The following is a 22,299-nucleotide window of genomic DNA, read 5'->3' as shown; positions in this document are numbered from 1 at the left end:
TCAGCCGGCCCGTCCGGCCCGCCAGCTCTGGAGCAGCCGGTTCTGCAGGGCGAACATCTCGCGCTCCTCCTCCGGCTCGGCGTGGTCGTAGCCGAGCAGGTGCAGCGCGCCGTGCACGGTGAGCAGGTGCAGCTCGTCGGCGGCCGAGTGCCCGGCCGCGACGGCCTGCTTGGCCGCCACCTCGGGGGCGAGCACGATGTCGCCGAGCAGGGCCGGCTCGCCCACGCCGGCCTCGCCGGGACCGTGGTCGACGCTGCCCTCGTCCATCGGGAACGCGAGCACGTCGGTCGGGCCGTCGCCGCCCATCCAGCGGTGGTTGAGCTCGGCCATGTAGTCGATGTCGACGAGCAGGATCGACAGCTCGGCGAGCGGGTTGACCCCCATCTCGTCGAGGGCGTGCCGGGCCACCGCGAGGATCGCGTCGGTGTCGACCTCGACTCCCGACTCGTTGGCGATCTCGATGGACATAGTGGTGCTTTTACCCCTTGGGATCAGCGCCGGCGCCCCGTGCGGCCACCGCTGGCGGCGCGGCCGGGGACGGCGTGGACGGATTGTGTGGCGGCGCGTTCCTGCTCGTCGTCGTAGCGCGCGTACGCGTCGACGATCTCGGCCACCAGCCGGTGCCGCACGACGTCGGAGCTGGACAGCTCGGCGAAGTGCACATCCTCGACATTCTGCAGGATCTCGCGGACGACCTTGAGACCGCTGGTCGTGCCGCCCGGCAGGTCGACCTGGGTGACGTCGCCGGTGACCACGATCTTGGCGCCGAACCCGAGCCGGGTCAGGAACATCTTCATCTGCTCGGGCGTCGTGTTCTGCGCCTCGTCCAGGATGATGAAAGCGTCGTTGAGCGTGCGGCCGCGCATGTAGGCCAGCGGCGCGACCTCGATCGTGCCCGCGGCCATGAGGCGCGGGATCGACTCGGGGTCGAGCATGTCGTGCAGCGCGTCGTACAGCGGGCGCAGGTAGGGGTCGATCTTCTCGTTGAGCGTGCCGGGCAGGAAGCCCAGCCGCTCGCCCGCCTCGACCGCGGGGCGGGTGAGGATGATCCGGCTGACCTGCTTGGCCGTCAGCGCCTGGACGGCCTTGGCCATCGCCAGGTACGTCTTGCCGGTGCCGGCGGGGCCGATGCCGAAGACGATGGTGTTCTCGTCGATGGAGTCGACGTAGCGCTTCTGACCCAGCGTCTTGGGCCGGATCGTCTTGCCGCGCCGGGAGAGGATGTTGAGCGTCAGCACCTCGGCCGGGCGTTCGGCCGTCGCGTCCTCGAGCATCGCCGCGGTGCGGCGCACCGAGTCGACGCTCAGCGTCTCGCCCCGCTCGATCAGTTCGATCAGCTCGGAGAAGAGGCGCTCGGCGGTGGCGTTCTCGGCGGGATCGCCGGTGATGGTGATCTCGTTGCCGCGGACGTGCACGTCGCTGGCGAGGGTTCGCTCGATGAGCCGCAGGATTTCATCCTTGGCACCCAGCAGGTTCACCATGATCTTGGGGTCGGTGACCGAGATCTTGGTCTGCACCCGCGCCGCGCCGCTGGAGCCCGCGCTGGAAGGGTTCGGCGTACCGGTCATAGGGCGGCCCAAAGGGCCTCCGCCACCTGCTCTCGTTCTCTTCGCCGCCCGGGTCGGTCGGCGTGCTTGAGGATCGTGCCATCGTATCCGCTCGGCCGCGTCCCCGCCGATGCCATTATCGCCGCGTCAGGCGTCGAAACCGCCGTCCGACGCGGCCCCTCCGTCGAAGCCGTCCTGCACCCGCGTGACCCGGTAGGTGGCCCAGTGCATCCGCACCACCCGGCCCGACTCGTCGCGGGTCAGGCGCAGCAGTTCCCCGGCCTCGCGGCCGCTGACCGTACGCAGCACGTCCGGCTGCCCGGCGACGGGCTCGAACATCGACGGCGGCACGTCCGCGGCTACGTCGGGCAGCCGGGCCTGCAGGGCGCCGCCGTGCCACGAGAAGACGACCGGCGAGCCCTCGCTGTACCAGGGGCCGAGGATCGACCGGTACTCCTGGGGCGCCGGGGGCGCGATCCGCCACGGCCGCACCTCGGCCGGGTCGAGCTCGACGGCCAGCCGGAGCAGGTCGTGCGCGAGCTCGTTGATCACCCGGGAGCCGCCGGACGAGCCGAGCACCGCGCAACCGAGGCCGGCCGGCACGCCTTCCCCGCCCCGCCGCCCGTACGCCGAAGCCCGGAACCCCGGCATCGCGCCGTCGTGCCCCACGTGCGTCACGAAGCGGCCCTGCGGTTCGATGATCAGCCCCAGGCCGAAGCCGTCCAGCCACAGCGCCTCATGGGTGACCGTGGCCGGGAAGCGCATCTCGTCCAGGGTCGCCGCCGCCAGCACGCGGCCCTGCGGGTCGGCGCTCGCCGGGTCGGCCAGGAAGGCGCCCCAGGTGGCCATGTCGCCGGCGGTGCTCCACAGCTGGCCGGCCGGGCTGACGCCGCCCAGGTCGGTCCGCGGCTCGGGCCGGGCCGCGTCCGAGAAGTCGTCCACCACGTAGCCGACGGCCGACTGCGCGGGCGGCTGCAGCGTGGTGGCGCGCAGCCCGAGCGGTTCGATCACCCGCTCGGTCACCAGCTCGGCCCAGGTGCCGCCGCGCAGCTTGGCCACGAGCTGGCCGAGCACGGCGAAGCCCAGGTTCGAGTAGTGGTAGCGGCGCCCGTTGGGCAGCACCCGTTCGGCCCGGTCGAGCTGGGCCAGCACCTCGTCGTCGCCGGGCGAGCGCAGCGTGTCCCAGATGTCACCGTACGGTTCCCGCTGGAACCCGGCCGTGTGGGAGAGCAGCCGCCGTACGGTGGCGTCGCCGTGGGCCGGCACCTGCAGGTGCTTGGCGATCGGGTCGTCGAGGCCCAGCAGCCCGTCGTCGCGGCACTGCATGACGAGCACCGCGGTGAACGTCTTGGTGATCGAGCCGATCCGGAACCGGGTGTCCGCCCCGAGCGGGTGATCGGAGTTTCCGGAGTCGCCCACGGTGAATACCCAGGGTTCGCGGTCGGCGCGGTGCAGGGCGACCGCGAGGGCGGGCACGCGGCCGTCGGCCTGGGCCTGACGGACGGCCCGTTCGTAGCGGGCCGGGGGATGGTTCTCCATCTCCATGATCCTAAGGTGGCAGCGTCGGGCATGAACGATGGGAGCGCTTCCATGACGGACGTCGAGCACCTTCTCGAGCAGTTGAGCCTCGAGGAGAAGGTCTCGCTGCTGGCCGGGCAGGACTTCTGGTCGCTGCCGGCGATCGAGCGGATCGGGCTGCGCTCGCTGGTGATGTCGGACGGGCCGATCGGTGTGCGGGGTGTGGGCTGGGCCCCCGACGACCCGTCGATCGCCCTGCCCAGCCCGACCGCGCTGGCCGCGGCCTGGGACGTCGAGCTGGCCGAGCGGGCCGGGCAGCTGCTCGGGCAGGAGTCGCGCCGCAAGGGCGTGCACCTGCTGCTGGGCCCGACGGTCAACCTGCAGCGCACCCCGCTGGGCGGCCGCCACTTCGAGTGCTACTCCGAGGATCCGCTGCTCAGCGGCGAGATCGCGGTCGGCTTCGTGCGGGGCGTGCAGCAGCACGGCGTCGGCACGACGGTCAAGCACCTGGTGGGCAACGACTTCGAAACCGACCGCATGGAGGTCGACGTCCGGATCGGCGACCGGGCCCTGCGCGAGATCTACCTCGCCCCCTTCGAGCGGGTCGTCGACGAGGGCGGCTGGGGCGTGATGAGCGCCTACAACAGCGTGAACGGGCAGTCGATGGCCCAGAACGGGCCGATCCAGGACGAGATCCTCAAGCGCGAGTGGGGCTTCGACGGCATCGTCGTGTCGGACTGGCGGGCCGCGCGCTCGACGGTCGGCGCCGCGCTGGGCGGGCTCGACATCGCGATGCCGGCCCTCGAGAGCCCGTGGGGCGAGAAGCTGGTGGCCGCCGTGCGGGCCGGCGACGTGCCCGAGGAGGTCGTCGACGACAAGGTCCGCCGCGTGCTGCGGCTGGCTCAGCGGGTCGGCGTGCTCGACGGCGGGCCGGCCGTGACCCCGCCCGGCGACCTCGACGGCGACGCCGTGGCGCACGAGGTGGCGGCGCGCTCGTTCGTCCTCGTCCGCAACGAGAACTACGCGCTTCCGCTCGAACCGGCCGCCCTGACCAAGGTGGCGGTCATCGGCGCGCTGGCCGCCGACGCCCGGGTGCTCGGCGGCGGCAGCGCCCAGGTCTCCCCACCGCACGTGATCTCCCCGCTCGACGGCCTCAAGGAGAGGCTGCCCGGAGTGGACGTCGAGTACGCCGTCGGCGCCGACCCTCGCCCCTTCCTGCCCGCCGCGCACGGCCCCGGCTGGTCCCCCACCACGGTCACCCTGGGCGACTACTCGTTCCTGGTCGACCCGGCCGCGGTGCGCTGGATCGGCTCGCTGCCGGGCGGCCTCGACCCGGCCGGCATCGACGAGATCCGCCTCGAGACCACCTTCACCCCCGACACCGAGGGCGAGCACACGTTCGCCGTCTCCGGCTTCGGCACGTTCGAGCTGCGGGTCGCCGACGAGCTTCTGTACGAGGGCACGCTGCACCCGCCGGGCGCGACCCGAGCCGACCTGCTGCTCTCCCCGCGCGAGGAGCGGGTCACCAAGACGCTCGAAGCCGGCGTGCCCGTGCCCGTCGTCATCCGGCAGAGCATCGCCCGCGGCATGGCCCACACCGTCTCGACCACGCTCGGCCACCGCGCGCCCGGCCCGGACGACGAGGGCCTGATCGCCGAGGCGGTACGGCTGGCGGCCGGCTCGGACGTGGCCGTGATCGTGGTCGGCACCACCGAGCAGACCGAGTCCGAGGGCTTCGACCGCACCACGCTGGCCCTGCCCGGCCGCCAGGACGAGCTGGTCTCGCGGGTGGCCGCGGCCAATCCCCGTACGGTCGTGGTCGTCAACGCGGGCTCGCCGGTGCTCATGCCGTGGGCCGGCGAGGTGGCCGCGACGCTGCTCACCTGGTTCCCCGGTCAGGAGGCGGGCGCCGCGCTGGCCGACGTGCTGCTCGGCGTCACGGAGCCCGGTGGCCGGCTGCCCACCACCTGGCCACGCCTGGAGCAGGACTGCCCCGTGCTCGCCGTCGAGCCGAACGAGGGCGTGGTCGCGTACGAGGAAGGAATTTTCGTCGGTTATCGCGGGTGGCTGCGGTCCGGCGTGGCCCCGCTGTACGCCTTCGGGCACGGCCACGGCTACACGACCTGGCAGTACGACGAGCTCAACGTCAACGAGACGGAGGCCGTGGTGACCCTGACCAACACGGGCGCGCGGGCCGGTCGCGAGGTCGTGCAGGTGTACGTCGGTCCGTCGCCGGTCGACCCCGACCGCCCGGAGCGCTGGCTGGCCGGCTTCGCCAACGTCGAGGCGCTGCCGGAGGAGACGGTGACCGTGCGGATCCCGCTGCCACCGCGCACGTTCGAGAGCTGGGCCGACGGCGGCTGGCAGCGCCGGACCGGCGATTATCGGGTGATCGCCGCGCACGCCCTGGACGACCCCCGCCTCACCGCGACGCTGACGGTGTAGACAGGCTCACTTTGTAGACAGGCTCACAAAAAGTCCCCTGTGGACAACGCGCCGGACACACCCCGCCCGCTGTAGTTTGGGCCCGCCCCCTGGTCGGGCGGGGTGGGCTGGTTGCGGGACTGCCAGGCCGACCACAGGGTGGCATAGCGGCCACCCGCCGCCACCAGCCCGTCGTGCGTGCCCTCCTCGACCACCGCCCCGTGCTCGAGCACCACGATGCGGTCGGCCCCGGCGGCCTGGGTCAGCCGGTGCGCCACCAGCAGGGTCGTGCGCCCCTTGGTGGCCGCCAGCGCCGACTCCTCCAGCTCGCGGGCCCCGGCGCTGCCCGCCTCCGCGGTCGCCTCGTCGAGGATGGCGATCACCGGGTCGAGCAGCACCAGCCGGGCCAGCGCCAGCTGCTGGGCCTGGGCCGCGGTCAGCGGGTGCCCGCCCTCGCCGACCACTGTCACCAGGCCATCCGGCAGCGCGCGGGCCCAGTCCAGGGCGCCCACCCGGGCCAGCGCCGCCTCGGCGTCCTCGAGCGGGGCGGCCGGGCGGGCCAGGCGCAGGTCCTCGATGAGCGGGCCGGCGAAGACGTGCGTCTCCTGGCTCACGATGGCCACGATGCCCGGGGCGAGCTGGTCGACCGGCACCCCGCCGGCGGTGGCCGTGCCGGACAGCGGGCGCAGCACACCGGCCGCGATCGAGGCGACGGTGGTCTTGCCGGCGCCGGTCGAGCCGACCAGCGCCACCCGCTCCCCCGGCGCCACCCGCAGGGTGATCCCGCGCAGCACCGGCACCCGTTCGTCGTACCCGAAGGTCACGTCGCGCAGGGTCAGGTCGGCCGCGGCCAGCGGGCGCACGCCGGGCGGGGCCACCGGCAGCGTGCCCACCCCGACCAGCCGGGCCAGCCCGGCCCCGGCCGCCTGGATCTCGTCGAACGTGAACAGGATCATCGAGACCGGGTTGAACAGGCGGTGGAACAGCACCGCGGCCGCCGCGGTCTCGCCGACCGTCACCCAGCCGCTGCGCACGTACCAGAAGCCGGCGACCAGAATCGTGGCCAGGCCCAGCAGCTCGGCCCGGTTGATCCGCCCGACGAACCGGGTGAACAGCGCGAACACCCCGACCGAGAGGTCGCGGGCCCGGGCCGAGGCGGCGTCGATCGCGGCCAGGTGGCGTTCCTCCAGCCGGTACGCGTGAACCGTGCGCACTCCCTGCAGGCTTTCCATGAGCAGTTGCGACCGGGCGCCGACCGCGGCCCGCTCGGCGGCGTAGATCGGCGCCGACCGCGGCAGGTACCAGCGCAGCGCCAGCAGATAGGCGGGCATGGCGGCCAGACCGGCCAGGCCCAGCCGCCAGTCCAGCCCGAACATCGCGGTCACGCTGAGCAGGGCCAGGAACAGCGCCGAGATGACGGTCGGCAGCACCTCGGCCGCGGCCGCCCCGACCGCCGCCACGTCGGCGCCGACCCGGGCCAGCAGGTCACCCCGGCCGACCCGGTCGAGCGTGGTGGCCGGCAGGCGCAAGGCGACACTCACCGTCTGCTCCCGCAGGTGGCTGAGGATGCGTTCGCCGAGGCGGCTCACCAGGGCGGTCGTCGACCCGGCGGCGATCCCGCCGAGCAGGGCGATCCCGGCCACCAGCAGGCCGATCGGCACCAGGGCGGCCGAGGCGGCCCCGTCCCGGACGAGATCGACCAGCAGCCCGAGCGCGGTGACCGGGACGACCGACGCGCCGGCCGCACCCAGGCCGGTGGCCACCGTGAAGGCCACCTCGATGCGGCGGGCGCGCAGTTGCGAGCAGAGCCAAACCCAGGTCTGCCGGGGTGTCGCGACCGGGAGGGCGGTCATCGCAGCACCGCCGCGCGGTAGGTCTCGTCCCCGGCCGCCAGCGCGGCGTGCGTGCCGCTGGCCACCACCTCGCCGTCGCGCAGCACGATCACCCGGTCGGTCACGGCCAGCAGGGCCGGGCTGGTGGTGATCAGCAGGGTGGCCAGGGTCGAGCCGGGCCCGTGCCGCAGGTCGCGGATGCCGCGGGCGATCGCGTGCTCGGTCACCGCGTCGACCGCCGTGGTCGGCTCGTGCAGCACCAGCAGCCGGGGCCGGGCCAGCAGCGCGCGGGCCAGGGCGAGGCGTTGCCGCTGGCCGCCGGAGAGGGCGGCGCCGCGGTCGGCGATGGGGTGGTCGAGCCCGTCCGGGTGGGCCGCCACCACGTCGTCGGCGGCCGAGGCCCGCAGCACCTCGCCCAGCTGGTCGGCGTCGCGGTCGAGCAGGTTCTCGCGGATCGTGCCGCTGAACAGTTCGGGCAGGTGGGGCGCCACCAGCACGTCCGGCGAGCCGTCGTCGAGCAGGGCCACCAGCGCGCCCGCGTCGGGTTCGACGACCACCCCGACGCATTCGCCGGCGACCGGCGGCACCGGGTTGTCGCCGGTCGGCGGGGCGGCCGGGCAGAGGTCGAGCACCGCCTCGATCCGCTCGGCCGAGGCCCGCGACGACGCGAACCAGCCGGGTGCGGCCGACAGCGTGGCGAACGGCTCGCCCAGGAAGGCGGCCAGGCCGATGACCGTCACGAGCTCGCCGGCCGAGATGCGCCCGCTCAGCGCGAACCACCCGGCCAGGATCGCGATGCCGCAGGCGACCAGCGTGCTCACGGTGTCCGAGGCGGCCTGGAACCAGCCCAGCGTCTTGGCCGCGCGCAGGGTCGCGCTCAGCGATTCGCGGCTGACCTCGCGGTAGCGGTGCGCGGCGGCGTCCTGGGCGCCTATCCCCCGCAGCGGGCGAAGACCGGTGACCAGGTCGGTGGCGAGCGAGGAGGCTCGGCCGGCCGCCGCCTGCCGGATGGCGACCCGCCGGGTGATCCGGGGCGCGGCCCGCTGCAGGCCGACCAGCACGACCGGCGTCCCGATCAGAACGACCAGGCCCAGCGGCACGGAGATGAGGCAGAGCCCGGCCGCGCTGATGGCCGTGGCGACCAGCGCCCCGAACAGCCGGGGCAGATAGTCCAGCAGGTACGACGTGGTGTCGGCGTCGGTGGCCGAGATGGTCAGCACGTCGCCGGTGCGCACCTCGGTACGCGGGTCGAGCACCTTGGCCGCCACCTCGAGCCGCAGCCGGTGTGCCTCGTCGGCGATCGCCCGCATGAGCTGCCGGGTGCCGGTGCGGTAGGCGACGGTCAGCACCAGGAACAGCGTCCCCAGCACGCCCGTCCAGAGAAAGAGCATGCCCAGGCGCCCGGTGGCGACGGCCCGGTCGACGATCACCCCGATCAGCACGGGCACGACCGCCTGGCAACCCTGGTGCAGCCCGATCAGCAGGCTCCCGGACGCGACCCGGCCACGGTTGCGGAGCAGCGCCCGCCAGAGCAGGTTCACGCCCGCGGGAGGTCGGGCTCGTCATCGAAACTCATCGACTATTGACCTTGGCCCGGCGGATCGGCCAGATCAAGACCGGAGAGCATCGGAGCAACTTCTCCCTGTCACCACCGGCCGCGTCGGCGCCCGGGCAGGATCCGCAAGATCTAACTCATTGTGACCAACGTCGCTTACACGTAGAGTAGTTCAAGCCTAAAGTGTGCGGGTCCGGTTGATCCGTTACGCCCGTTAGGACGCCTTGCATGTCGCGGATTCCTGAGCTCGACGCCAAGGCGCTGGCCCGGCACTGCGCCGCCGCGCTGGCGGCCCACCCGACCACCGGGCGCTTCGCCGCGCTGGCCGTCGGACCGGCCGATCCGACCGCCGACGTGGCTCGCACGGTCACTCTGACGGATGCCCCTGAACACGACATGAACAGCATCTTTCTGCTCGTGCTGGACAGGCGGAGCGGGCGTCCGGCGGGCGTCGGCCAGGTCGTCCGGGGCGGCGGCCGCACCCTCGACGACGGCCCCGACCTGATCGGGCGGGACCTCTCCGCGGTGGTCGAGGCGCACGGACTGCACGACGGCGGCACCGTCTGGGATCTCGCTACGCTGAGTGTTCTTCCCGACTACCGTAACGATCGTTCGGCCGTTACTGTAAGTGCTCTTTTGTATCGTTCGCTGCTGCGGGCGGGTCAGCGCGCGGGTGTCCGGCATCTGGTGTCGCTGCTCGACCGGGACGCCCACCGTGACCTGACCCTGCTCGGCGTGCCGTTCGTCCCCATGGCCGGGGCCGGGCCGGTCGACGGGGTCCACGCGGTCTACGCGCCCTTCGCTGCCGTCGAGCCGGCTATCGCCGAGCAGGCCCGCCGCCTGCGCCGCGTCACCGGCCCCTACGCCGGCGACCTGCCCGCCCGCGGCCTGCGCCGCATCCCGGCCCGCCGCCTGGCCGCCCGCCTCGCCGACCACGTGGCCACCGGTCGCGACCTCGACGAGCACATCCTGCTGCCCGGCCTCGAACGCCGCCGTTACCGCGGGCTCCGGACGCGCGGCTAGCGCATGCTCCGCCGCTCGTCGTAGCCGTGCCGGTCGCCCGCGGCTCGGCCCCGGCGGGCGGCGAGCCGGAAGAGCGCGTGATACCCGTGGTTGTATCCGTCCCGGAAAGCTTTGTCGCGGTCCATGCTGTGCATGTACCACTGGTGAACCCGGCCGGCGCCGTACGCGCACAGAACGGAAAGCAAAACGTAGGCGATGGTGTGCAGAGCGCCACTGTTACCGATCGGCATGCATTCACTTTAAAATGCCGGCGCGCCCCGCTGAATATCACTTTCGGGCCGCACATTTCCGACGATCATCCGAGTGTTTCCCGCGCCTTTCGCCGATCCGCAAGAAGCGTTCACGAATGGGCGCTCCGGCGATGAACGCCGGCCCGTGCGACAGCCGGCCCGGCCGGTCCGGTCGACGGCCGGGCGGTCATCATGCCGATGATCGAGCGCGACGCGTTGTCGTAGCCGATCCGATAGGCCTCGTCGCGTTCCCGGCCCCGCCGGCGCCACTGATGAATGCGGCCGAACGCGTAGGCGCTGGACATCAGGACGCCGAGCGCGATGAGAAAAATGAGAACGTCGTTACCGGGTGCGATCACCGCTCACCTGCCATTACCGCGTAGCTCCAGCCTGCCGTGGTCGTCCGCTGCCCGCGGCGGTCACCGCCGGGCGCGGCGAAGGCAGGACCCTCCGCCGTCGCGCCGGCCGTTGGCCGAAGGGTGGACGGCCCGCGGTCTTTCCTTTTCTCTGATGCAGTTCTCAACCGGGGAATCCCGAGGGTCCTGAGCTCAGGATTCCCCGGCCGGGTCACACCGCGATTCCGGCCGGTCGGGGCGCCGCCGGCAACGCTGCCGGTTACGGGCGCCCCGACGTCGTGCCGATCGCCGGGCGGACCGCTTCTTGCAAGAGGTCAAACTCGCATTCGACGACGCACGACTTCGGTCGCCGGTGCAGGCCCGGCCGAAAAGGGATCACCCCGGGCTGACCGATCGGCGGATCCCGGCCGTAGGGGAACGTCCGGGCCGGCCGCCCCCACGCTCGGCCCGCCGATTCCGGGCGGCAGTCACCATCAAGTCGGGCAGTCGTTTCAAGAACCGCGGGCCGCCGTCCCGCCGTACGTTCACGCCCCGCTCCTTCAATGACCGCCGGACCGGCCGAGGCGCGAGGATCAGGAAGGTTCCATCAATGAGTGACAAGCAGCTGATCGGGCGGGTCAAGGTGTCCGCCACCGGCGGGCCGATCGAGAGCACCACACTCGTACTCCCGGTGACCTCGCTCGTGCAGAAGGCGAAGCCCGTCGCCGCGGAGGCGGAGAACCCGCCACCCGACAAGGCGCTCGAGGTGCTGACGCTGGCCCAGCGCACGGCGGCCGCCCATGTCAACGACGCGGCCGCCCAGGCCCGGCGGATGGTGGCCGACGCCGAGGCCCGCGTCCAGCAGATGGACCGGGACGCCCGGGCCCGGGCCGACCAGATCCGCGCCGAGGCCGAGACGGTTCTGTTCGAGGCCCGCAACGCCGCCGCCCGCAGCAGCGAGGACGCTCAGGAGAAGGCGACCGAGATCCGGCGCAAGGCGGAAATGGCGCTGGCCGACGCGCGGGCCGAGGCGGAGAAGATCGTGGCCGCCGGCCGTGATCAGGCCGAGCAGCTGCGTCGCCAGGCCGAACAGCGCTACGAGGATGCCGTGGGTGGTCTTTCGATCAAGCGGGAGGCCCTGCAGAAGCAGGTCGAGAACCTCGAGTCGTTCAACGCCGACTACCGGCGCCAGCTGGCGTCCTTCGTCCAGAAGCAGATGCGGGCACTCTGGACCGAGCAGCCCGATCTGACCAACGCGGTGGAGGACGAGACGCCCGGCTGAGCCACTGACACGGACGAGGGCGGCCACCGTGCGGTGGCCGCCCTCGTCGTGTCCTCAGCTCTGCAGCACCCGCCCCTGCCGTCGGCGCCGCAGATCGATCTCGCGCCAGTTGTCCGGGATGTGATTGATGAACAGCGTCTGGATCGGGGAGAGCGCGCCGGCCGACGCGAGCTGTTTCTGCTCACGGATCCACCGGCGTGTGTCGGTGCGCAGACGTTGCGCCCGAGCGCGCGCGGCGGCGTCGTGCGGGTCGTTGTACGGCAGGTCGCTTTCCAGGAGGGCCAGAGCCGCCTGATAGGCCGCACGCCACTTGGCGGAAAGAATGATCTTATTTGCTTCCATGGGATCTTTCCTTGCTGATCGTCATTCCTGGAATCACGGCCCTACCCGCCCGGCCGGTCGGCAATCCCGGTCGGGTGTAGATCTTCGGACACCGCATCGGCGGCCGATCACAAAACATCAATTAAAGGCGATCGGTCCGCCCGCCCGGGTCCACGGCGGCTGCTTGCGGAAATCTCTCACGACACGTTCCCGGGCGGCCGGCGACGGCCGGCGTCGGCGGCGGGAACTGCGTCGCGCCGCTCACGGCGGAGGCAATCGCGCGGGTCATGGCGGCAATTTCCGGCGGAGCGGCGGCAATCTCGGCCACGGCAATTCCGAACGCTGCGGGATTACCGGCCGAGGGCGGCCTGCCGACCAATTCTGCCAGATACGTCTGACGGTTGCCTAGATGCCGTTCGGCTTCCGCCGGGTGGCGTTTATCAGCGCGCCGGACGCGAGGCAAGAGGGCTTAGTTGCCTAGGAGCAACCGTTTCGGGGTAAAGGCCACGAAAAGCGACCCACCCTTGGCCGGGCGGCCCTGGGCCTTCGGCTGCGCGCGGTCGGCCGAAAGTCCGGCGGGTGCGCGAACAGCCGATCGGAGATGTCCGCGCGTACTACGCCGAACGGGTGGCGACAACGGGCTTCGAGGGCCGCCGATGTCTTCGACAGGCGGTTGGCCCGAGTGCGGCTAAATCCGTTTACCAATGCAGCGAATCGGGTTGCCATGCCTGATCACCCTCGATGAACGAGCCGCTTTTCGCCTGGCCAGATGGCCTTTCAGCGGTTCTCGGCCCACCTTGACCGCGATGGACCGGCGATCCTTGAAGCACATATTTCGTCGATGTCCCATGTGACGGCGGCCACACCGATGCGAAGACATCGCGTTTCTCAATGAATGCGATGCCCTCCGGCGGCGCTCGCGATCAAGCCCGGAGCGGTTCACGGGCGGCCCTTTTTCGGACCGGGCTTCGAAACGGCCGGAATCATCCGCCGAACGGTCAACGGCCGATATACGCGAGTTCGACATCCGGCGTGGGCGGAAAGCGGTTTTCCCTGTCGTGGGACACCACGCGGCACGGGTACGAAAGGAATGGCGATGAACAAGCTCCCCAGCACGGTCGCCCGGGGCGGCGGCAGGAAGGCCGGCCGGCGCGGCGGGCGGGCCTGCGGCCCGGTCCCCGTCGGCCACCGCCACTTTGGCCCCGGTTGCCGCCGCTGAGCCTGCGGCACGGTCACGGCATTCCGGCGAGATCCACAGGGTCAGTGGCGAACCGGATGCCCGCGACGGGCCGCGGAAAAGTGACGGAGACGGAGGCCTGTCGAACAATTCACGGCTGATGCTTGGTCACTCCTGGTGCCGCCGGGCGACCCCGATCGCCCGGCGGCACCAACCCCCGCAGGAGCACCGCAGAAAGGCGCCCGCGCATGGCGTTGGTGTCTTGTTCGTGACTATTCCGCGTTTCTCGCCGGAGGGACCGCGGCGAGGCTCGGAACGTTATTTCTTGGCGCCGTAACCGTCCTTGGCGTCGTCGTCCTTGACGCCGTCGTCCTTGGTGCCGTTGTCCTTGCCGCCGTAGCCGTCGTCCTTGACGCCGTTGTTCTTCGCCGGCTTGTCCTTGCCGCCGTAGCCGTTGTCGCCCTTGACCCCCGACGGCTTGACCACCGGAGCGTGGCCGTGGCCGAGGCGGACCCGCTGCTCGACCTCGAGCGCGAAGACACCACGGTGGAAGCCCACGCGTACGGGGTCGCAGTTGAAGTAGTCCCACCGGTCGAAGTGCTGACCGACGCGCCCGGCGAGCGCGCACGCCCCGAGCGTCCGGTAGTAGCCGACGACCCGGTCGCGGCCCCAGCTCTCCTGCGTCTGGCTCGCACCCGGCTTGGCGTCGGTGGACGCCGAGGCCTGGGCCGGACCGGCGAACGTCAGACCGGCCAGCACGGCGAAGCCGGTCGTCGCGATAACGCGCATCGACCTATTCATTTCTTTGCCCTTTCCGTTGAACACCGGATGTGTTGCAAGATCAGGAAAGCATGCGGTAGGGCAATTAATGGCCAAGCAACACGCCGAGGTAGCCGGATGGAATGAATACTTGATCAGCGCCCGGAAAGGCGTTGCTGAAATAGGTCGATGAAATTGTGGCCGTTACCAGCGGCCGAGCCGCGCGGACAGCACGGAAAGGGCCGCCACGCCCGCCGTCGAAGTTCGCAGCACTTCGCGGCCCAGACGCACGGCGGTCGCCCCGGCGGCCTCGAACGCCTCCCGTTCCGCGTCGCTGATCCCGCCCTCGGGCCCCACCACCAGCACGATCTCGCCCGCAGCGGGAAGGGTGGCCGCGGTCAGCGGCTCGGTCGCCTCCTCGTGCAGCACGAAGGCGGCCTCCGCGGCGGCGAGGCGCGCCGCGACCTGCTTGGCCGAGCAATCGGGGTCGCCACCGACCAGCGGCAGCCACGGCCGGCGGGCCTGCTTGGCCGCCTCGCGGGCGGTGGCCGCCCACTTCTCGCGGGCCCGGGCGCCCCGGTCGCCCCGCCACTGGGTCACCGAACGGGCGGCGGCCCACGGCAGGATCTCGTCGACGCCGATCTCGGTCATCGCCTGCACGGCCAGCTCGCCCCGGTCGCCCTTGGCGATGCCCTGCACCACGACCAGCCTCGGATCGGGGGCGGGCACGTGTTCGCGTTCCACGATCTCAACGTCGACGCTGCCCTTGCGGACCGCGGTCACCTGAGCCGTGGCGCTGCCGCCGCGGCCGTCGGCCAGGATCAGCGTCTCGCCGGCCCGCAGCCGTTGCACGTCGGCGGCGTGATGCCCCTCGGGGCCGTCCAGCGTGTGCCGGGCGGTGGCGGGCAGGGCGTCGACGAGGAAGAGCGGTGCGGACACCCCCGGGACGCTACCGAATCGGGCGGCCACCCGTTCGGGGAGGACGGATGCCGGGCCGTCGTTGTTAGCCTCGGCGGACGACGTCACATCGGCTTCCCGAGGAGTTCCCCGGTGGTCCTGCACGTGGCTGTTATCGACGATCACGACTCGACGCGGCGGATCGTCCCGGAACTGCTCCGCGACGATCCCCGCCTGCGCATACTGACCCCGGTCGGCACCGTCGCCGACCTGGCCGGGCTCCGGTACGACGTACGCCTGCTCGACCCGGCCGGCATCGGCCCGGCCGACGAGGTGCGGGCACTGCTGGCCGATGCAGTGCCGACGGTCGTGCAGACCACCGGCGCCGACGCCCGCGCCCGGGTCGCGGCCTGGGTCATCGGCGCCAACGACGTGGTGGCCAAGGATCTAGGCCGCTGGCCGCTGGCCGACACGCTGTGCGAGGCGGTCAACCGGCCCTTCCGGGTCGGCCCGGCGCTGGCCCGGGCCCTCCTCGACGTCCTCGACCAGCACGGCCGGGGCGGCCCCCATCCCCTGCGGGATCTGCTCGAGCTGCTGCGGCGCGGCCGGCGGCTGACCGCGGCGCTGCAGGTCACCGGCATGACGTACGGGCGGTATGTCACCGAGCTCCGGCAGCTGCGGACGACGCTGAGCCGCGACGGGCTGGGCGAGCTGCCCGACGACGGGATGACGGAACAGGAACGGCACGCCCTGCGGCTCTGCGCCGAGGGCCGCACCGACGCCGAGATCCGGGCGCGGCTGGGGGTCTCGGCCGAAGCGCTCGACGCGCTCTTCGAGCAGGCCCTGGTCGGCCGGATGAGACTGCCGAACGCCGAGCCGCGCCTGCGGCTGCTGGTCGGCTTGCTCGTCTCGGGCCTGCACCGGCGGCCTGACCTGCTGCGGGAGCGGATCGACGAGCTGCGGGCGGCGCCGGGCTGAGCGTTAGCCCCTGTCCTGCGGGCGGCGGGTGGCTCGCATGCGGGCGATCGCGGTGTCCCACTCGTCGGGTTCGCCGCCGTCGCCCCGGGCCATGAAGTGGTCGGCGTGCGAGACGGCGGCCCAGATCAGCGCGACCGCGACACCGAGGGCCAGCACCGTGAGCGCGCCCTGGGCAACGTCCTCGAGCCAGGCGTACCACTGTGGATAGACCAGCTCCTCGATCGTGGGAATGCGGTCGCCGGCCCCCTGCCACCTCATCGACGCGTAATAGTCGCGCAGGTAGCTCGGCCGGCTCGCGTCGGCCCCGATGGCCATCAGCCCGACCAGGAAGATCGCGAATCCGGTGCCCAGGGCCCAGCTGCGGGCCCAGCGCACGCCCCGGGCGATCAGAGGCGCCAGGAACGCGTACGCCACCCCGGCCGCACCCAGAACGACCAGGAGCACCGCCCCGCGGCCGGCCCGGATCATCGCCGGCAGGGGAATGCCGTACTCGGCCTCGATGTCTTTCATCAGCGCGGTCAGCCGGGCGGCGTCGGAGGAGGCCCAGTAGGCCAGGTCGAGCACCCCGGCGACGAGCAGCAGGGCCCCGGCCGGCACCATCAGCCAGGCCAGCCGGACCGCCACCCGCACGCCGCGGGGCGCCTGGATCGCCGTCATGTCCCGGATGCTAGACCCGCCGGGGCACCGGCTGATCCTCCGATCATCCCCAATTCTGCGGGGCCTGCTGCCGGGTGGTCACATTGATGCGGTTGAAGAAGTTGGTCGTCGCGATCCACAACACGAGCGCGGCGAGTTCCTTCTCGCCGTAGTGCTGAGCCGCCTCGTTCCAGACCGCGTCCGGCACCGCGTCGGGACTGTCGGCGAGCCGGGTGGCGTGCTCGGCCAGGGCCAGCGCGGCCCGCTCGGCGTCGCTGAACCACGGCGTCTCCCGCCACACCGCCACCGTCATCAGCCGCTCGTCGGTCTCGCCGTTCTTGCGGGCGTTGCGGGCCCCCGACTCGACGCAGGGGGCGCAGCCGTTGATCTGGCTGGCCCGCAGGTGCACCAGCTCCAGCGTGGCCGGGTCGACCCCGGCCGAGTGGGCCGACTTGTAAAGGATGTTGATCGCCTTGACCGACTCCGGCAGATGAGCGGCGGGGTTGTCCATCCGAGCCTGCATGATGTTCTCCTCTTCGGTTCGCGTCACATCGGTGCGCTTTCCTCCGTCGGTGGTGCGACGGATCGAACCGGCCCGGTGTGACCGATGTGGCGCACACCACAGAGGGGGAACCATGGACGTGCAGGAACGCTTCGAGGAGAACCGCCCCCGGCTGCGCGCGGTGGCGTACCGGATGCTGGGTTCCGGGGCCGAGGCCGACGACGCGGTGCAGGAGGCCTGGCTGCGCCTCAACCGCAGCGGCACTGAGGGCATCGACAACCTCGACGCCTGGCTCACCACGGTCGTCGGCCGGGTCTGCCTGGACATGCTGCGCTCCCGGGGCTCCCGCCGCGAGACCGCCTGGGACGACCGCGACCTGCCGTCGGCCGAGGGCCCCGAGACCGAGACCGTGCTCGCCGACTCGGTCGGCCTGGCGCTGCTGGTGGTCCTGGAAACGCTCACTCCCGCCGAGCGCCTGGCGTTCGTCCTGCACGACTTGTTCGCCGTGCCGTTCGACGAGGTCGCCCCGATCGTCGGCCGTACACCCGACGCCGCCCGCCAGCTGGCCAGCCGGGCCCGCCGCCGGGTGCGGGCCCAGCCCGCCGAACGCCCGGCCGGCCGCGAGGTCATGGACGCCTTCCTGGCCGCCTCCCGGGACGCCGAGTTCGAGACGTTGCTGAGCCTGCTCGACCCCGACGTGCGGATGCGGATCGACGCCTACGGCCGGGAACGCTTGCACACGCCGGAAGAGTTGCGAGGGGCGGACGCGCTGGCCCGCTTCTTCAACGGCAAGGCCCGCAACGCGTACCCGGCCCTCATCGACGGCTTGATCGGCATCCGGGTCGCCCCGGGCGGCGACACCCTGCTGGTCATCACCCTCACGCTGACCGGCGGCCGCATCACCGCCTTCGACGCGACGGCCGACCCGGCCCGCCTGCGCGAGATCGAGATCCTGCCGCTGTGAGCTTTGCCCCGGACAGAGCCCGCCCTCCCAAGGGGGGACCCCCACCTCGACGATTGTGGTGCAATCCGGCGATCTTCGGGTCCGACGAGCCGCACCCCTGTGGATATCCCGCCATTGTGGATAACTACAGAGCGAGCACGATCCGCCCGCCGGCCGAGCCGGCCGCCTGACGTTGCCAGGCCGCGCCCACGTCGGCGAACGGCACGACCTCGTGCGACACGGTCAGGCGGCCGGCGGTCGCGTGCGAAGCGACCACACCGAGCGACTCGGCCCGCTCGCCGACCGACAGGGCGTTGTTGGTGTAGCCGAGGATCTTCAGCGAGCCGCTCCGCAACGTCGCCGAGTCGAGCGGTGCGGTGGCCCCGGCCGAGCTACCCAGGTTGACCAGGCGTCCGCCCGGGCGCAGCACGCGCAGGGCGGCCGCCGCCGGCACCCCGAAGACCGGGTCGAGCACCAGATCGACCAGCCCGGACACCGCGCGCAACCGTTCGGCCAGCGTCACCGGGTCGTCGTCCGGCCTCAGTTGCACGGCCTCGCCGGCGCCCAGCTGCACCGCCCGTTCCAGCGCGGCGGGCGAGCGCGACACGGCGATCACCCGCCCCGCCCCCGCCAGCAGCGCCAGCTGGATCGCGGCCTGGCCGACCACCCCGCCGGCCCCGAGCACGAGCACGACCTCGCCCTCGGTCAGGCCGCCGGTCCGGGTGAGCGCGGCATGCGCGGCCACCGCCGAAAGGCCGAGGGCGGCGATCAATGGCAGCGGCGCCTCCGGAGGAAGCGGCACCACATCGACGTACGGGATGGAAACCGCACCCGCCATGCTGCCGTCACCCGGACGCATACCGGCCGAGGTGGCGAACCAGACCGGCGAGCCGTCGTCGCGCCGGCCCACGCCCTGCACGCCGGGGACGTACGGGGTCGCGGGCTGCCCGAAATAGCTGGTGCCGCTTGCGCACAGCACGTCGAGCGGGGTGATGGGGGCGGCGGCCACGGTGATCGGGACTTCGCCGGCATGGGGCACGGGCGGCCGCCGCTCCTCGATGGACGGCGGGCGGCCGCACACGCGAAGGACGGCCGCGGGGATCATGTGGCGATGTCCGGGTACGGGAGGTCGAAGTGGGCCAGCCGGGCCCCGAACGCCTTCTGGTACTCCAACGGCTCTTTGTTGTCGCGCTCGAACATCGCGATGAACAGGGTCAGCGTGAGGAACGGGTGCGCGCCGAGCTCGAAGAGGCGTACGTGGTCGTGGTCGATCAGCGCCTGACGCTCGTCGTCGGTGAAGCGCAGCCAGGTGCTGGACTCGCCGGTCATGCAGTTGAGCACGGTGTTGGCGCGTTCCGCCTCCCACCAGGCGACCAGCTCGCCGGGCGCGGAACGGTAGCGCTCCACCAGGTCGGGGTCGCGGTCCACCGTGTACAGGAACTTGTCGATCAGGTATTTGCTCATGCGGGCGCTCCGCTCGGGTACCAGGTGAAGTAGGCCTCCATGGTGTGGAACAGGTCGAGGGTGTCGACGTGGTCGGCCTTGGCCCCGGCGCCGGCCACCCCCATCATCAGCATGAAGTCCATGAAACCGTGGGTGGCGTTGCCCGGCGAGTGCAGGCTGTCCAGCGTCACCTCGCGCAGGCAGTTGTCCAGGTCACCCGACGCGATCCACTCGACGGCCCGGCGGTCGAACTCCGGGTCGGGGCCGTGCGGCCCGAACTGCCGGGGCCCGCCCAGCTCGAGCGACAGGTGACCCGTACCGATGATGGCGACCCGCAGATGCGACGGCCACTGCTCGACGATGCGGCGGATCGACTCGCCCAGCTTCACGAAGCGGGACGGCTGCGGCAGCGGCGGCGCGAAGATGTTCGTGTAGATCGGCACGATCGGCAGGTCGGCCTCGGGCCGCAGCGTGATGATCGGGCAGGTGATGCTGTGGTCGATCCGCAGCTCGTTGCTGAAGGCCAGGTCGAAGCCCTCGTCGAGCCCGTTGCGCAGGATGTGCGCGGACAGGTCCTCCTGCCCCTGCAGCAGCATGCGGGGCAGGCCGAACTCGCGCTCCTCGTTGTACCAGTTGGCGTCGTAGAAGGGCGCCTTGCCCACCAGGAACTGCGGCATGTTGTCCAGCCACAGCTGGTGGAAGTGGTCGGAGCCGACCATCACCAGCACGTCCGGGTTGGCCCGGGTGAGCGTCTCGCGGAAGGCGAGGATCTTGCGCTCCCACTCGTCGGCGAAGGGCGGCCGGTCCTCACCGGTGGCCGTCGTGGCCCGGTAGTAGAACGGGTGATGGGTGGAGGCGATGACCGCGACGATGCTGGCCACGGATTCTCCTTAGGGTTCGTAGACGGCGTTGCGATCGACGGTTTTGTAGATCTCCATGCCGAGCGGGCGCCGGCGTTCCTCGGCCAGGTGCCCGAGCAGGCCGGCCGCGCGGGCCAGCAGCGCGAAGCCGCGCAGCAGGTCGATGGGGAGCCCGAGGTCGGCCAGGGCGGCCCCGCAGACTCCGGCCCCGTTGAGCGGCAGCCGCCGCCCGAGCACCTCGGGGTGCACCCGGCCGATCGCCTCGAACAGCTGCAAGTGCGGGCCGCGCAGCCCTTCCTCGTCGGCGATCCGGATCAGCACCGGGGTGCGGGGGTCTTCTTCCTTGTGTACGGGGTGACCCAGCCCCGGAACGAAGCGGCGCTCAGCCTTGGCCTTGCGCACGGCCTCGAGCGCGACCACGTCGTAGTCAGGGTTCTCACCGGCGCCTTCCAAGGTCTCGGCCAGAAACCGTCCACAGTCTTCGGTCACCCCGAGAAAGCGCGATCCTCCACCCAACAGCCCGGCCGCGAGCGCGCCCTGCAGGGCTTCCGGAGCCGACAGATAGGTGAGCCGGGCCGCGATCGCCGTGGGCGTGAATCCGTGGTCGGCCAGCGCCACCAGCACCGCCTCGAACACCCGTACCTCGGAAGAAGTGGGACGACGGCGGGTGACCAGCCAGAAGGCGAGCTCGCCGAACCCGACCTGTCCCATCAGGTCGGCCGCCAGATCCTGACCCAGCAGCGAGATGGTGTCCGGAGTGGACGTTCCGATGCCGGTCGGGAAGCTCAGCTCCTCAGCCACTTGCGGATCTCCTCGCCGTGCTCGTCCAGCCCGGGCGGCGGCAGCTCGTAGCGCGCCCGCGATTCGCTGAAGGTGATGGGGTTGCGGATGCCGGGGATGCCGCCGGTGGTGACCACCGGGTCGAGCCCCAGCTCCTCGGCGAAGGCGACGCCCCCGTCGATCGTGTTGATCGGCGCGCAGGGCACGCCGGCCGCGATCAGGTCGCGGAACCATTCGTCCTTCGTACGCGTGGCCAGCCGCTCCAGCAGGATCGGCCGCAGCTGTTCGCGGTTGGCCGTCCTGTCCTGGTTGCGTCCGAAGCGCGGATCGTCCGGCAGCTCGGGCAGGTCGAGCACCTGGCACAGCTTGCGGAACTGGCCGTCGTTGCCGGCGATGACGATGAGCTCGCCGTCGGCGGTGGGCAGCGGCTCGTACGGGAAGAGGCTGGGGTGGGCGTTGCCCATGCGGAACGGGATGGTGCCGCCCGCGACGTAGCCGCTGGAGTGGTTGACCAGGCCGGACAGCGCGGAGCTGAGCAGGTTGACCTCGACGTGCTGGCCGCGGCCGGTCTCGGCCCGGCGGTGCAGGGCGGCCAGGATGCCGATGTTGGCGTGCAGCCCGGCCATGACGTCGAAGACCGAGATGCCGGCGCGGTAGGGCGAGCCGTCGGGGTCGCCGGTCAGGCTCATGAGCCCCGAGATCGCCTGGACCATCAGGTCGTACCCGGGAAGATTGGCGCCCTGGCCGGTGCCGAAGCCGCTGATGCTCGCGTAGACGATCTTCTCGTTGGCCGCAGAGACGGTGTCGTAGTCGAGGCCGAACCGCTTGAGCCCGCCCGGCCGGAAGTTCTCGATCATGATGTCGGCGCGGTGGGCCAGCTCCCGCGCGTCGTTCAGGTCGGCCTCGTTCTTGAGGTCGAGCGCGATCGATCGCTTGTTGCGGTTGATGCCGAGGTAGTACGTCGAGACGTCGTCGCGGACCGGCGGCATCCAGGTGCGGGTGTCGTCGCCGCCCGGGCCCTCCACCTTGATCACCTGAGCGCCGAGGTCGGCCAGCAGCATCGTCGCGTACGGCCCGGCGAGGATCCGGGAGAAGTCCGCGACCAGCAGACCGTCCAGTGGGCCTTTCTCAGACATACAAACCGCCCGTTCTGCGGACACTCGTCCGCTGGACCAGCTTGCTCCCGCGCACCCATCGTGTCAACGCCCGCTTCATCAGGCCGAAACAAACTATTGACCCGGCAAGTGACCGGGCGCA

Annotated in this window: 22 protein-coding genes; 5 read left to right on the top strand and 17 right to left on the bottom strand. The window is 71.7% G+C overall.

Annotated elements, in window-relative coordinates:
• From ybeY to OWR29_RS27530, 3 genes are all read right to left on the bottom strand, one after another.
• The gene (gene ybeY, locus OWR29_RS27540; protein ID WP_267566170.1) at nucleotides 1–468 is read right to left on the bottom strand and encodes an rRNA maturation RNase YbeY; all 468 of its coding nucleotides are present in this window, start codon (nucleotides 466–468) and stop codon (nucleotides 1–3) included.
• Nucleotides 469–491: 23 nt separating this feature from the next.
• The gene (locus OWR29_RS27535; RefSeq protein ID WP_267566169.1) at nucleotides 492–1,568 is read right to left on the bottom strand and encodes a PhoH family protein; all 1,077 of its coding nucleotides are present in this window, start codon (nucleotides 1,566–1,568) and stop codon (nucleotides 492–494) included.
• A gap of 126 nt (nucleotides 1,569–1,694) precedes the next feature.
• Nucleotides 1,695–3,086 carry a serine hydrolase domain-containing protein gene (locus OWR29_RS27530; protein WP_267566168.1) on the bottom strand — a complete coding sequence of 464 codons (1,392 nt, stop codon included), beginning with the start codon at nucleotides 3,084–3,086 and terminating at the stop codon, nucleotides 1,695–1,697.
• A gap of 51 nt (nucleotides 3,087–3,137) precedes the next feature.
• On the opposite strand from OWR29_RS27530, the gene OWR29_RS27525 reads away from it, so the two are divergent.
• A complete protein-coding gene (locus OWR29_RS27525) occupies nucleotides 3,138–5,510 on the top strand; it encodes a beta-glucosidase family protein (protein WP_267566167.1) in 2,373 nt (790 codons plus the stop codon).
• A 23-nt stretch (nucleotides 5,511–5,533) separates the two neighbouring features.
• Here the strand turns inward: OWR29_RS27525 and OWR29_RS27520 are convergent, their stop codons facing one another.
• Nucleotides 5,534–7,342, bottom strand: coding sequence for an ABC transporter ATP-binding protein (locus OWR29_RS27520; RefSeq protein WP_267566166.1), 1,809 nt, complete (start codon nucleotides 7,340–7,342; stop codon nucleotides 5,534–5,536).
• Nucleotides 7,339–8,862, bottom strand: a complete 1,524-nt coding sequence (locus tag OWR29_RS27515; RefSeq protein WP_267566165.1) for an ABC transporter transmembrane domain-containing protein — start codon at nucleotides 8,860–8,862, stop codon at nucleotides 7,339–7,341. The genes OWR29_RS27520 and OWR29_RS27515 overlap by 4 nt, the downstream gene beginning before the upstream one ends.
• A 242-nt stretch (nucleotides 8,863–9,104) precedes the next feature.
• Between OWR29_RS27515 and OWR29_RS27510 the strand changes: the two genes are divergently transcribed.
• Complete coding sequence (locus OWR29_RS27510; protein ID WP_267566164.1) at nucleotides 9,105–9,899, top strand: hypothetical protein; 795 nt, start codon at nucleotides 9,105–9,107, stop codon at nucleotides 9,897–9,899.
• Here the strand turns inward: OWR29_RS27510 and OWR29_RS27505 are convergent.
• Complete coding sequence (locus tag OWR29_RS27505; RefSeq protein WP_267566163.1) at nucleotides 9,896–10,129, bottom strand: hypothetical protein; 234 nt, start codon at nucleotides 10,127–10,129, stop codon at nucleotides 9,896–9,898. The genes OWR29_RS27510 and OWR29_RS27505 overlap by 4 nt on opposite strands.
• A 110-nt stretch (nucleotides 10,130–10,239) precedes the next feature.
• Nucleotides 10,240–10,488 carry a hypothetical protein gene (locus OWR29_RS27500; protein WP_267566162.1) on the bottom strand — a complete coding sequence of 83 codons (249 nt, stop codon included), beginning with the start codon at nucleotides 10,486–10,488 and terminating at the stop codon, nucleotides 10,240–10,242.
• A gap of 586 nt (nucleotides 10,489–11,074) precedes the next feature.
• On the opposite strand from OWR29_RS27500, the gene OWR29_RS27495 reads away from it, so the two are divergent.
• On the top strand, nucleotides 11,075–11,746 hold the full coding sequence (locus OWR29_RS27495) for a hypothetical protein (RefSeq protein WP_267566161.1): 672 nt from the start codon (nucleotides 11,075–11,077) through the stop codon (nucleotides 11,744–11,746).
• Between the two features lie 54 nt (nucleotides 11,747–11,800).
• Here OWR29_RS27495 and OWR29_RS27490 read toward each other — a convergent pair whose 3' ends face one another.
• From OWR29_RS27490 to OWR29_RS27480, 3 genes are all read right to left on the bottom strand, one after another.
• Nucleotides 11,801–12,088 (bottom strand): hypothetical protein, encoded by a 288-nt coding sequence (locus tag OWR29_RS27490; RefSeq protein WP_267566160.1) that lies wholly within the window; start codon nucleotides 12,086–12,088, stop codon nucleotides 11,801–11,803.
• 1,474 nt (nucleotides 12,089–13,562) lie between these two features.
• A complete protein-coding gene (locus OWR29_RS27485; protein ID WP_267566159.1) occupies nucleotides 13,563–14,033 on the bottom strand; it encodes a hypothetical protein in 471 nt (156 codons plus the stop codon).
• A gap of 174 nt (nucleotides 14,034–14,207) precedes the next feature.
• Nucleotides 14,208–14,942, bottom strand: coding sequence for a 16S rRNA (uracil(1498)-N(3))-methyltransferase (locus OWR29_RS27480; protein ID WP_267566158.1), 735 nt, complete (start codon nucleotides 14,940–14,942; stop codon nucleotides 14,208–14,210).
• A gap of 111 nt (nucleotides 14,943–15,053) precedes the next feature.
• Between OWR29_RS27480 and OWR29_RS27475 the strand changes: the two genes are divergently transcribed.
• Nucleotides 15,054–15,878 carry a helix-turn-helix domain-containing protein gene (locus OWR29_RS27475; protein WP_267566157.1) on the top strand — a complete coding sequence of 275 codons (825 nt, stop codon included), beginning with the start codon at nucleotides 15,054–15,056 and terminating at the stop codon, nucleotides 15,876–15,878.
• 3 nt (nucleotides 15,879–15,881) lie between these two features.
• On the opposite strand, the gene OWR29_RS27470 is transcribed toward OWR29_RS27475, so the two are convergent.
• Together OWR29_RS27470 and OWR29_RS27465 are read right to left on the bottom strand one after the other, a co-directional pair.
• Complete coding sequence (locus OWR29_RS27470) at nucleotides 15,882–16,535, bottom strand: hypothetical protein (protein WP_267566156.1); 654 nt, start codon at nucleotides 16,533–16,535, stop codon at nucleotides 15,882–15,884.
• 43 nt (nucleotides 16,536–16,578) lie between these two features.
• On the bottom strand, nucleotides 16,579–17,037 hold the full coding sequence (locus OWR29_RS27465; RefSeq protein WP_267566155.1) for a carboxymuconolactone decarboxylase family protein: 459 nt from the start codon (nucleotides 17,035–17,037) through the stop codon (nucleotides 16,579–16,581).
• Between the two features lie 112 nt (nucleotides 17,038–17,149).
• On the opposite strand from OWR29_RS27465, the gene OWR29_RS27460 reads away from it, so the two are divergent.
• On the top strand, nucleotides 17,150–17,980 hold the full coding sequence (locus OWR29_RS27460; RefSeq protein WP_267566154.1) for a sigma-70 family RNA polymerase sigma factor: 831 nt from the start codon (nucleotides 17,150–17,152) through the stop codon (nucleotides 17,978–17,980).
• Between the two features lie 124 nt (nucleotides 17,981–18,104).
• On the opposite strand, the gene OWR29_RS27455 is transcribed toward OWR29_RS27460, so the two are convergent.
• Genes OWR29_RS27455 through OWR29_RS27435 form a run of 5 tightly spaced genes read right to left on the bottom strand, consistent with a single transcriptional unit; the run spans nucleotide 18,105 to nucleotide 22,178 of the window.
• On the bottom strand, nucleotides 18,105–19,064 hold the full coding sequence (locus tag OWR29_RS27455; protein ID WP_267566153.1) for a quinone oxidoreductase family protein: 960 nt from the start codon (nucleotides 19,062–19,064) through the stop codon (nucleotides 18,105–18,107).
• Nucleotides 19,061–19,423: a hypothetical protein gene (locus OWR29_RS27450; protein ID WP_267566152.1), complete on the bottom strand. Its 363-nt coding sequence runs from the start codon at nucleotides 19,421–19,423 to the stop codon at nucleotides 19,061–19,063. The genes OWR29_RS27455 and OWR29_RS27450 overlap by 4 nt, the downstream gene beginning before the upstream one ends.
• Nucleotides 19,420–20,283 carry a DODA-type extradiol aromatic ring-opening family dioxygenase gene (locus OWR29_RS27445; protein ID WP_267566151.1) on the bottom strand — a complete coding sequence of 288 codons (864 nt, stop codon included), beginning with the start codon at nucleotides 20,281–20,283 and terminating at the stop codon, nucleotides 19,420–19,422. The genes OWR29_RS27450 and OWR29_RS27445 overlap by 4 nt, the downstream gene beginning before the upstream one ends.
• Before the next feature lie 9 nt (nucleotides 20,284–20,292).
• Nucleotides 20,293–21,126 carry a citryl-CoA lyase gene (locus OWR29_RS27440; protein WP_267566482.1) on the bottom strand — a complete coding sequence of 278 codons (834 nt, stop codon included), beginning with the start codon at nucleotides 21,124–21,126 and terminating at the stop codon, nucleotides 20,293–20,295.
• On the bottom strand, nucleotides 21,048–22,178 hold the full coding sequence (locus OWR29_RS27435) for a CaiB/BaiF CoA transferase family protein (protein ID WP_267566150.1): 1,131 nt from the start codon (nucleotides 22,176–22,178) through the stop codon (nucleotides 21,048–21,050). Before OWR29_RS27435 ends, OWR29_RS27440 begins: the two co-directional genes overlap by 79 nt.
• Nucleotides 22,179–22,299 lie beyond the last annotated feature (121 nt).

This window comes from Paractinoplanes pyxinae (genome assembly GCF_026626335.1).
Lineage (GTDB): Bacteria > Actinomycetota > Actinomycetes > Mycobacteriales > Micromonosporaceae > Actinoplanes > Actinoplanes pyxinae.
Note: the sequence above shows the minus strand (reverse complement) of the source record. Positions and strands in the feature narration are given on the sequence as shown.

Excerpts from the sequence above, each read along its gene's own strand:
- ybeY (WP_267566170.1), bottom strand. The coding sequence starts at position 468 with ATGTCCATCGAGATCGCCAACGAGTCGGGAGTCGAGGTCGACACCGAC.
- OWR29_RS27535 (WP_267566169.1), bottom strand. The coding sequence starts at position 1,568 with ATGACCGGTACGCCGAACCCTTCCAGCGCGGGCTCCAGCGGCGCGGCG.
- OWR29_RS27530 (WP_267566168.1), bottom strand. The coding sequence starts at position 3,086 with ATGGAGAACCATCCCCCGGCCCGCTACGAACGGGCCGTCCGTCAGGCC.
- OWR29_RS27525 (WP_267566167.1), top strand. The coding sequence starts at position 3,138 with ATGACGGACGTCGAGCACCTTCTCGAGCAGTTGAGCCTCGAGGAGAAG.
- OWR29_RS27520 (WP_267566166.1), bottom strand. The coding sequence starts at position 7,342 with ATGACCGCCCTCCCGGTCGCGACACCCCGGCAGACCTGGGTTTGGCTC.
- OWR29_RS27510 (WP_267566164.1), top strand. The coding sequence starts at position 9,105 with ATGTCGCGGATTCCTGAGCTCGACGCCAAGGCGCTGGCCCGGCACTGC.
- OWR29_RS27505 (WP_267566163.1), bottom strand. The coding sequence starts at position 10,129 with ATGCCGATCGGTAACAGTGGCGCTCTGCACACCATCGCCTACGTTTTG.
- OWR29_RS27495 (WP_267566161.1), top strand. The coding sequence starts at position 11,075 with ATGAGTGACAAGCAGCTGATCGGGCGGGTCAAGGTGTCCGCCACCGGC.
- OWR29_RS27490 (WP_267566160.1), bottom strand. The coding sequence starts at position 12,088 with ATGGAAGCAAATAAGATCATTCTTTCCGCCAAGTGGCGTGCGGCCTAT.
- OWR29_RS27485 (WP_267566159.1), bottom strand. The coding sequence starts at position 14,033 with ATGCGCGTTATCGCGACGACCGGCTTCGCCGTGCTGGCCGGTCTGACG.
- OWR29_RS27470 (WP_267566156.1), bottom strand. The coding sequence starts at position 16,535 with ATGACGGCGATCCAGGCGCCCCGCGGCGTGCGGGTGGCGGTCCGGCTG.
- OWR29_RS27465 (WP_267566155.1), bottom strand. The coding sequence starts at position 17,037 with ATGCAGGCTCGGATGGACAACCCCGCCGCTCATCTGCCGGAGTCGGTC.
- OWR29_RS27460 (WP_267566154.1), top strand. The coding sequence starts at position 17,150 with ATGGACGTGCAGGAACGCTTCGAGGAGAACCGCCCCCGGCTGCGCGCG.
- OWR29_RS27455 (WP_267566153.1), bottom strand. The coding sequence starts at position 19,064 with ATGATCCCCGCGGCCGTCCTTCGCGTGTGCGGCCGCCCGCCGTCCATC.
- OWR29_RS27450 (WP_267566152.1), bottom strand. The coding sequence starts at position 19,423 with ATGAGCAAATACCTGATCGACAAGTTCCTGTACACGGTGGACCGCGAC.
- OWR29_RS27435 (WP_267566150.1), bottom strand. The coding sequence starts at position 22,178 with ATGTCTGAGAAAGGCCCACTGGACGGTCTGCTGGTCGCGGACTTCTCC.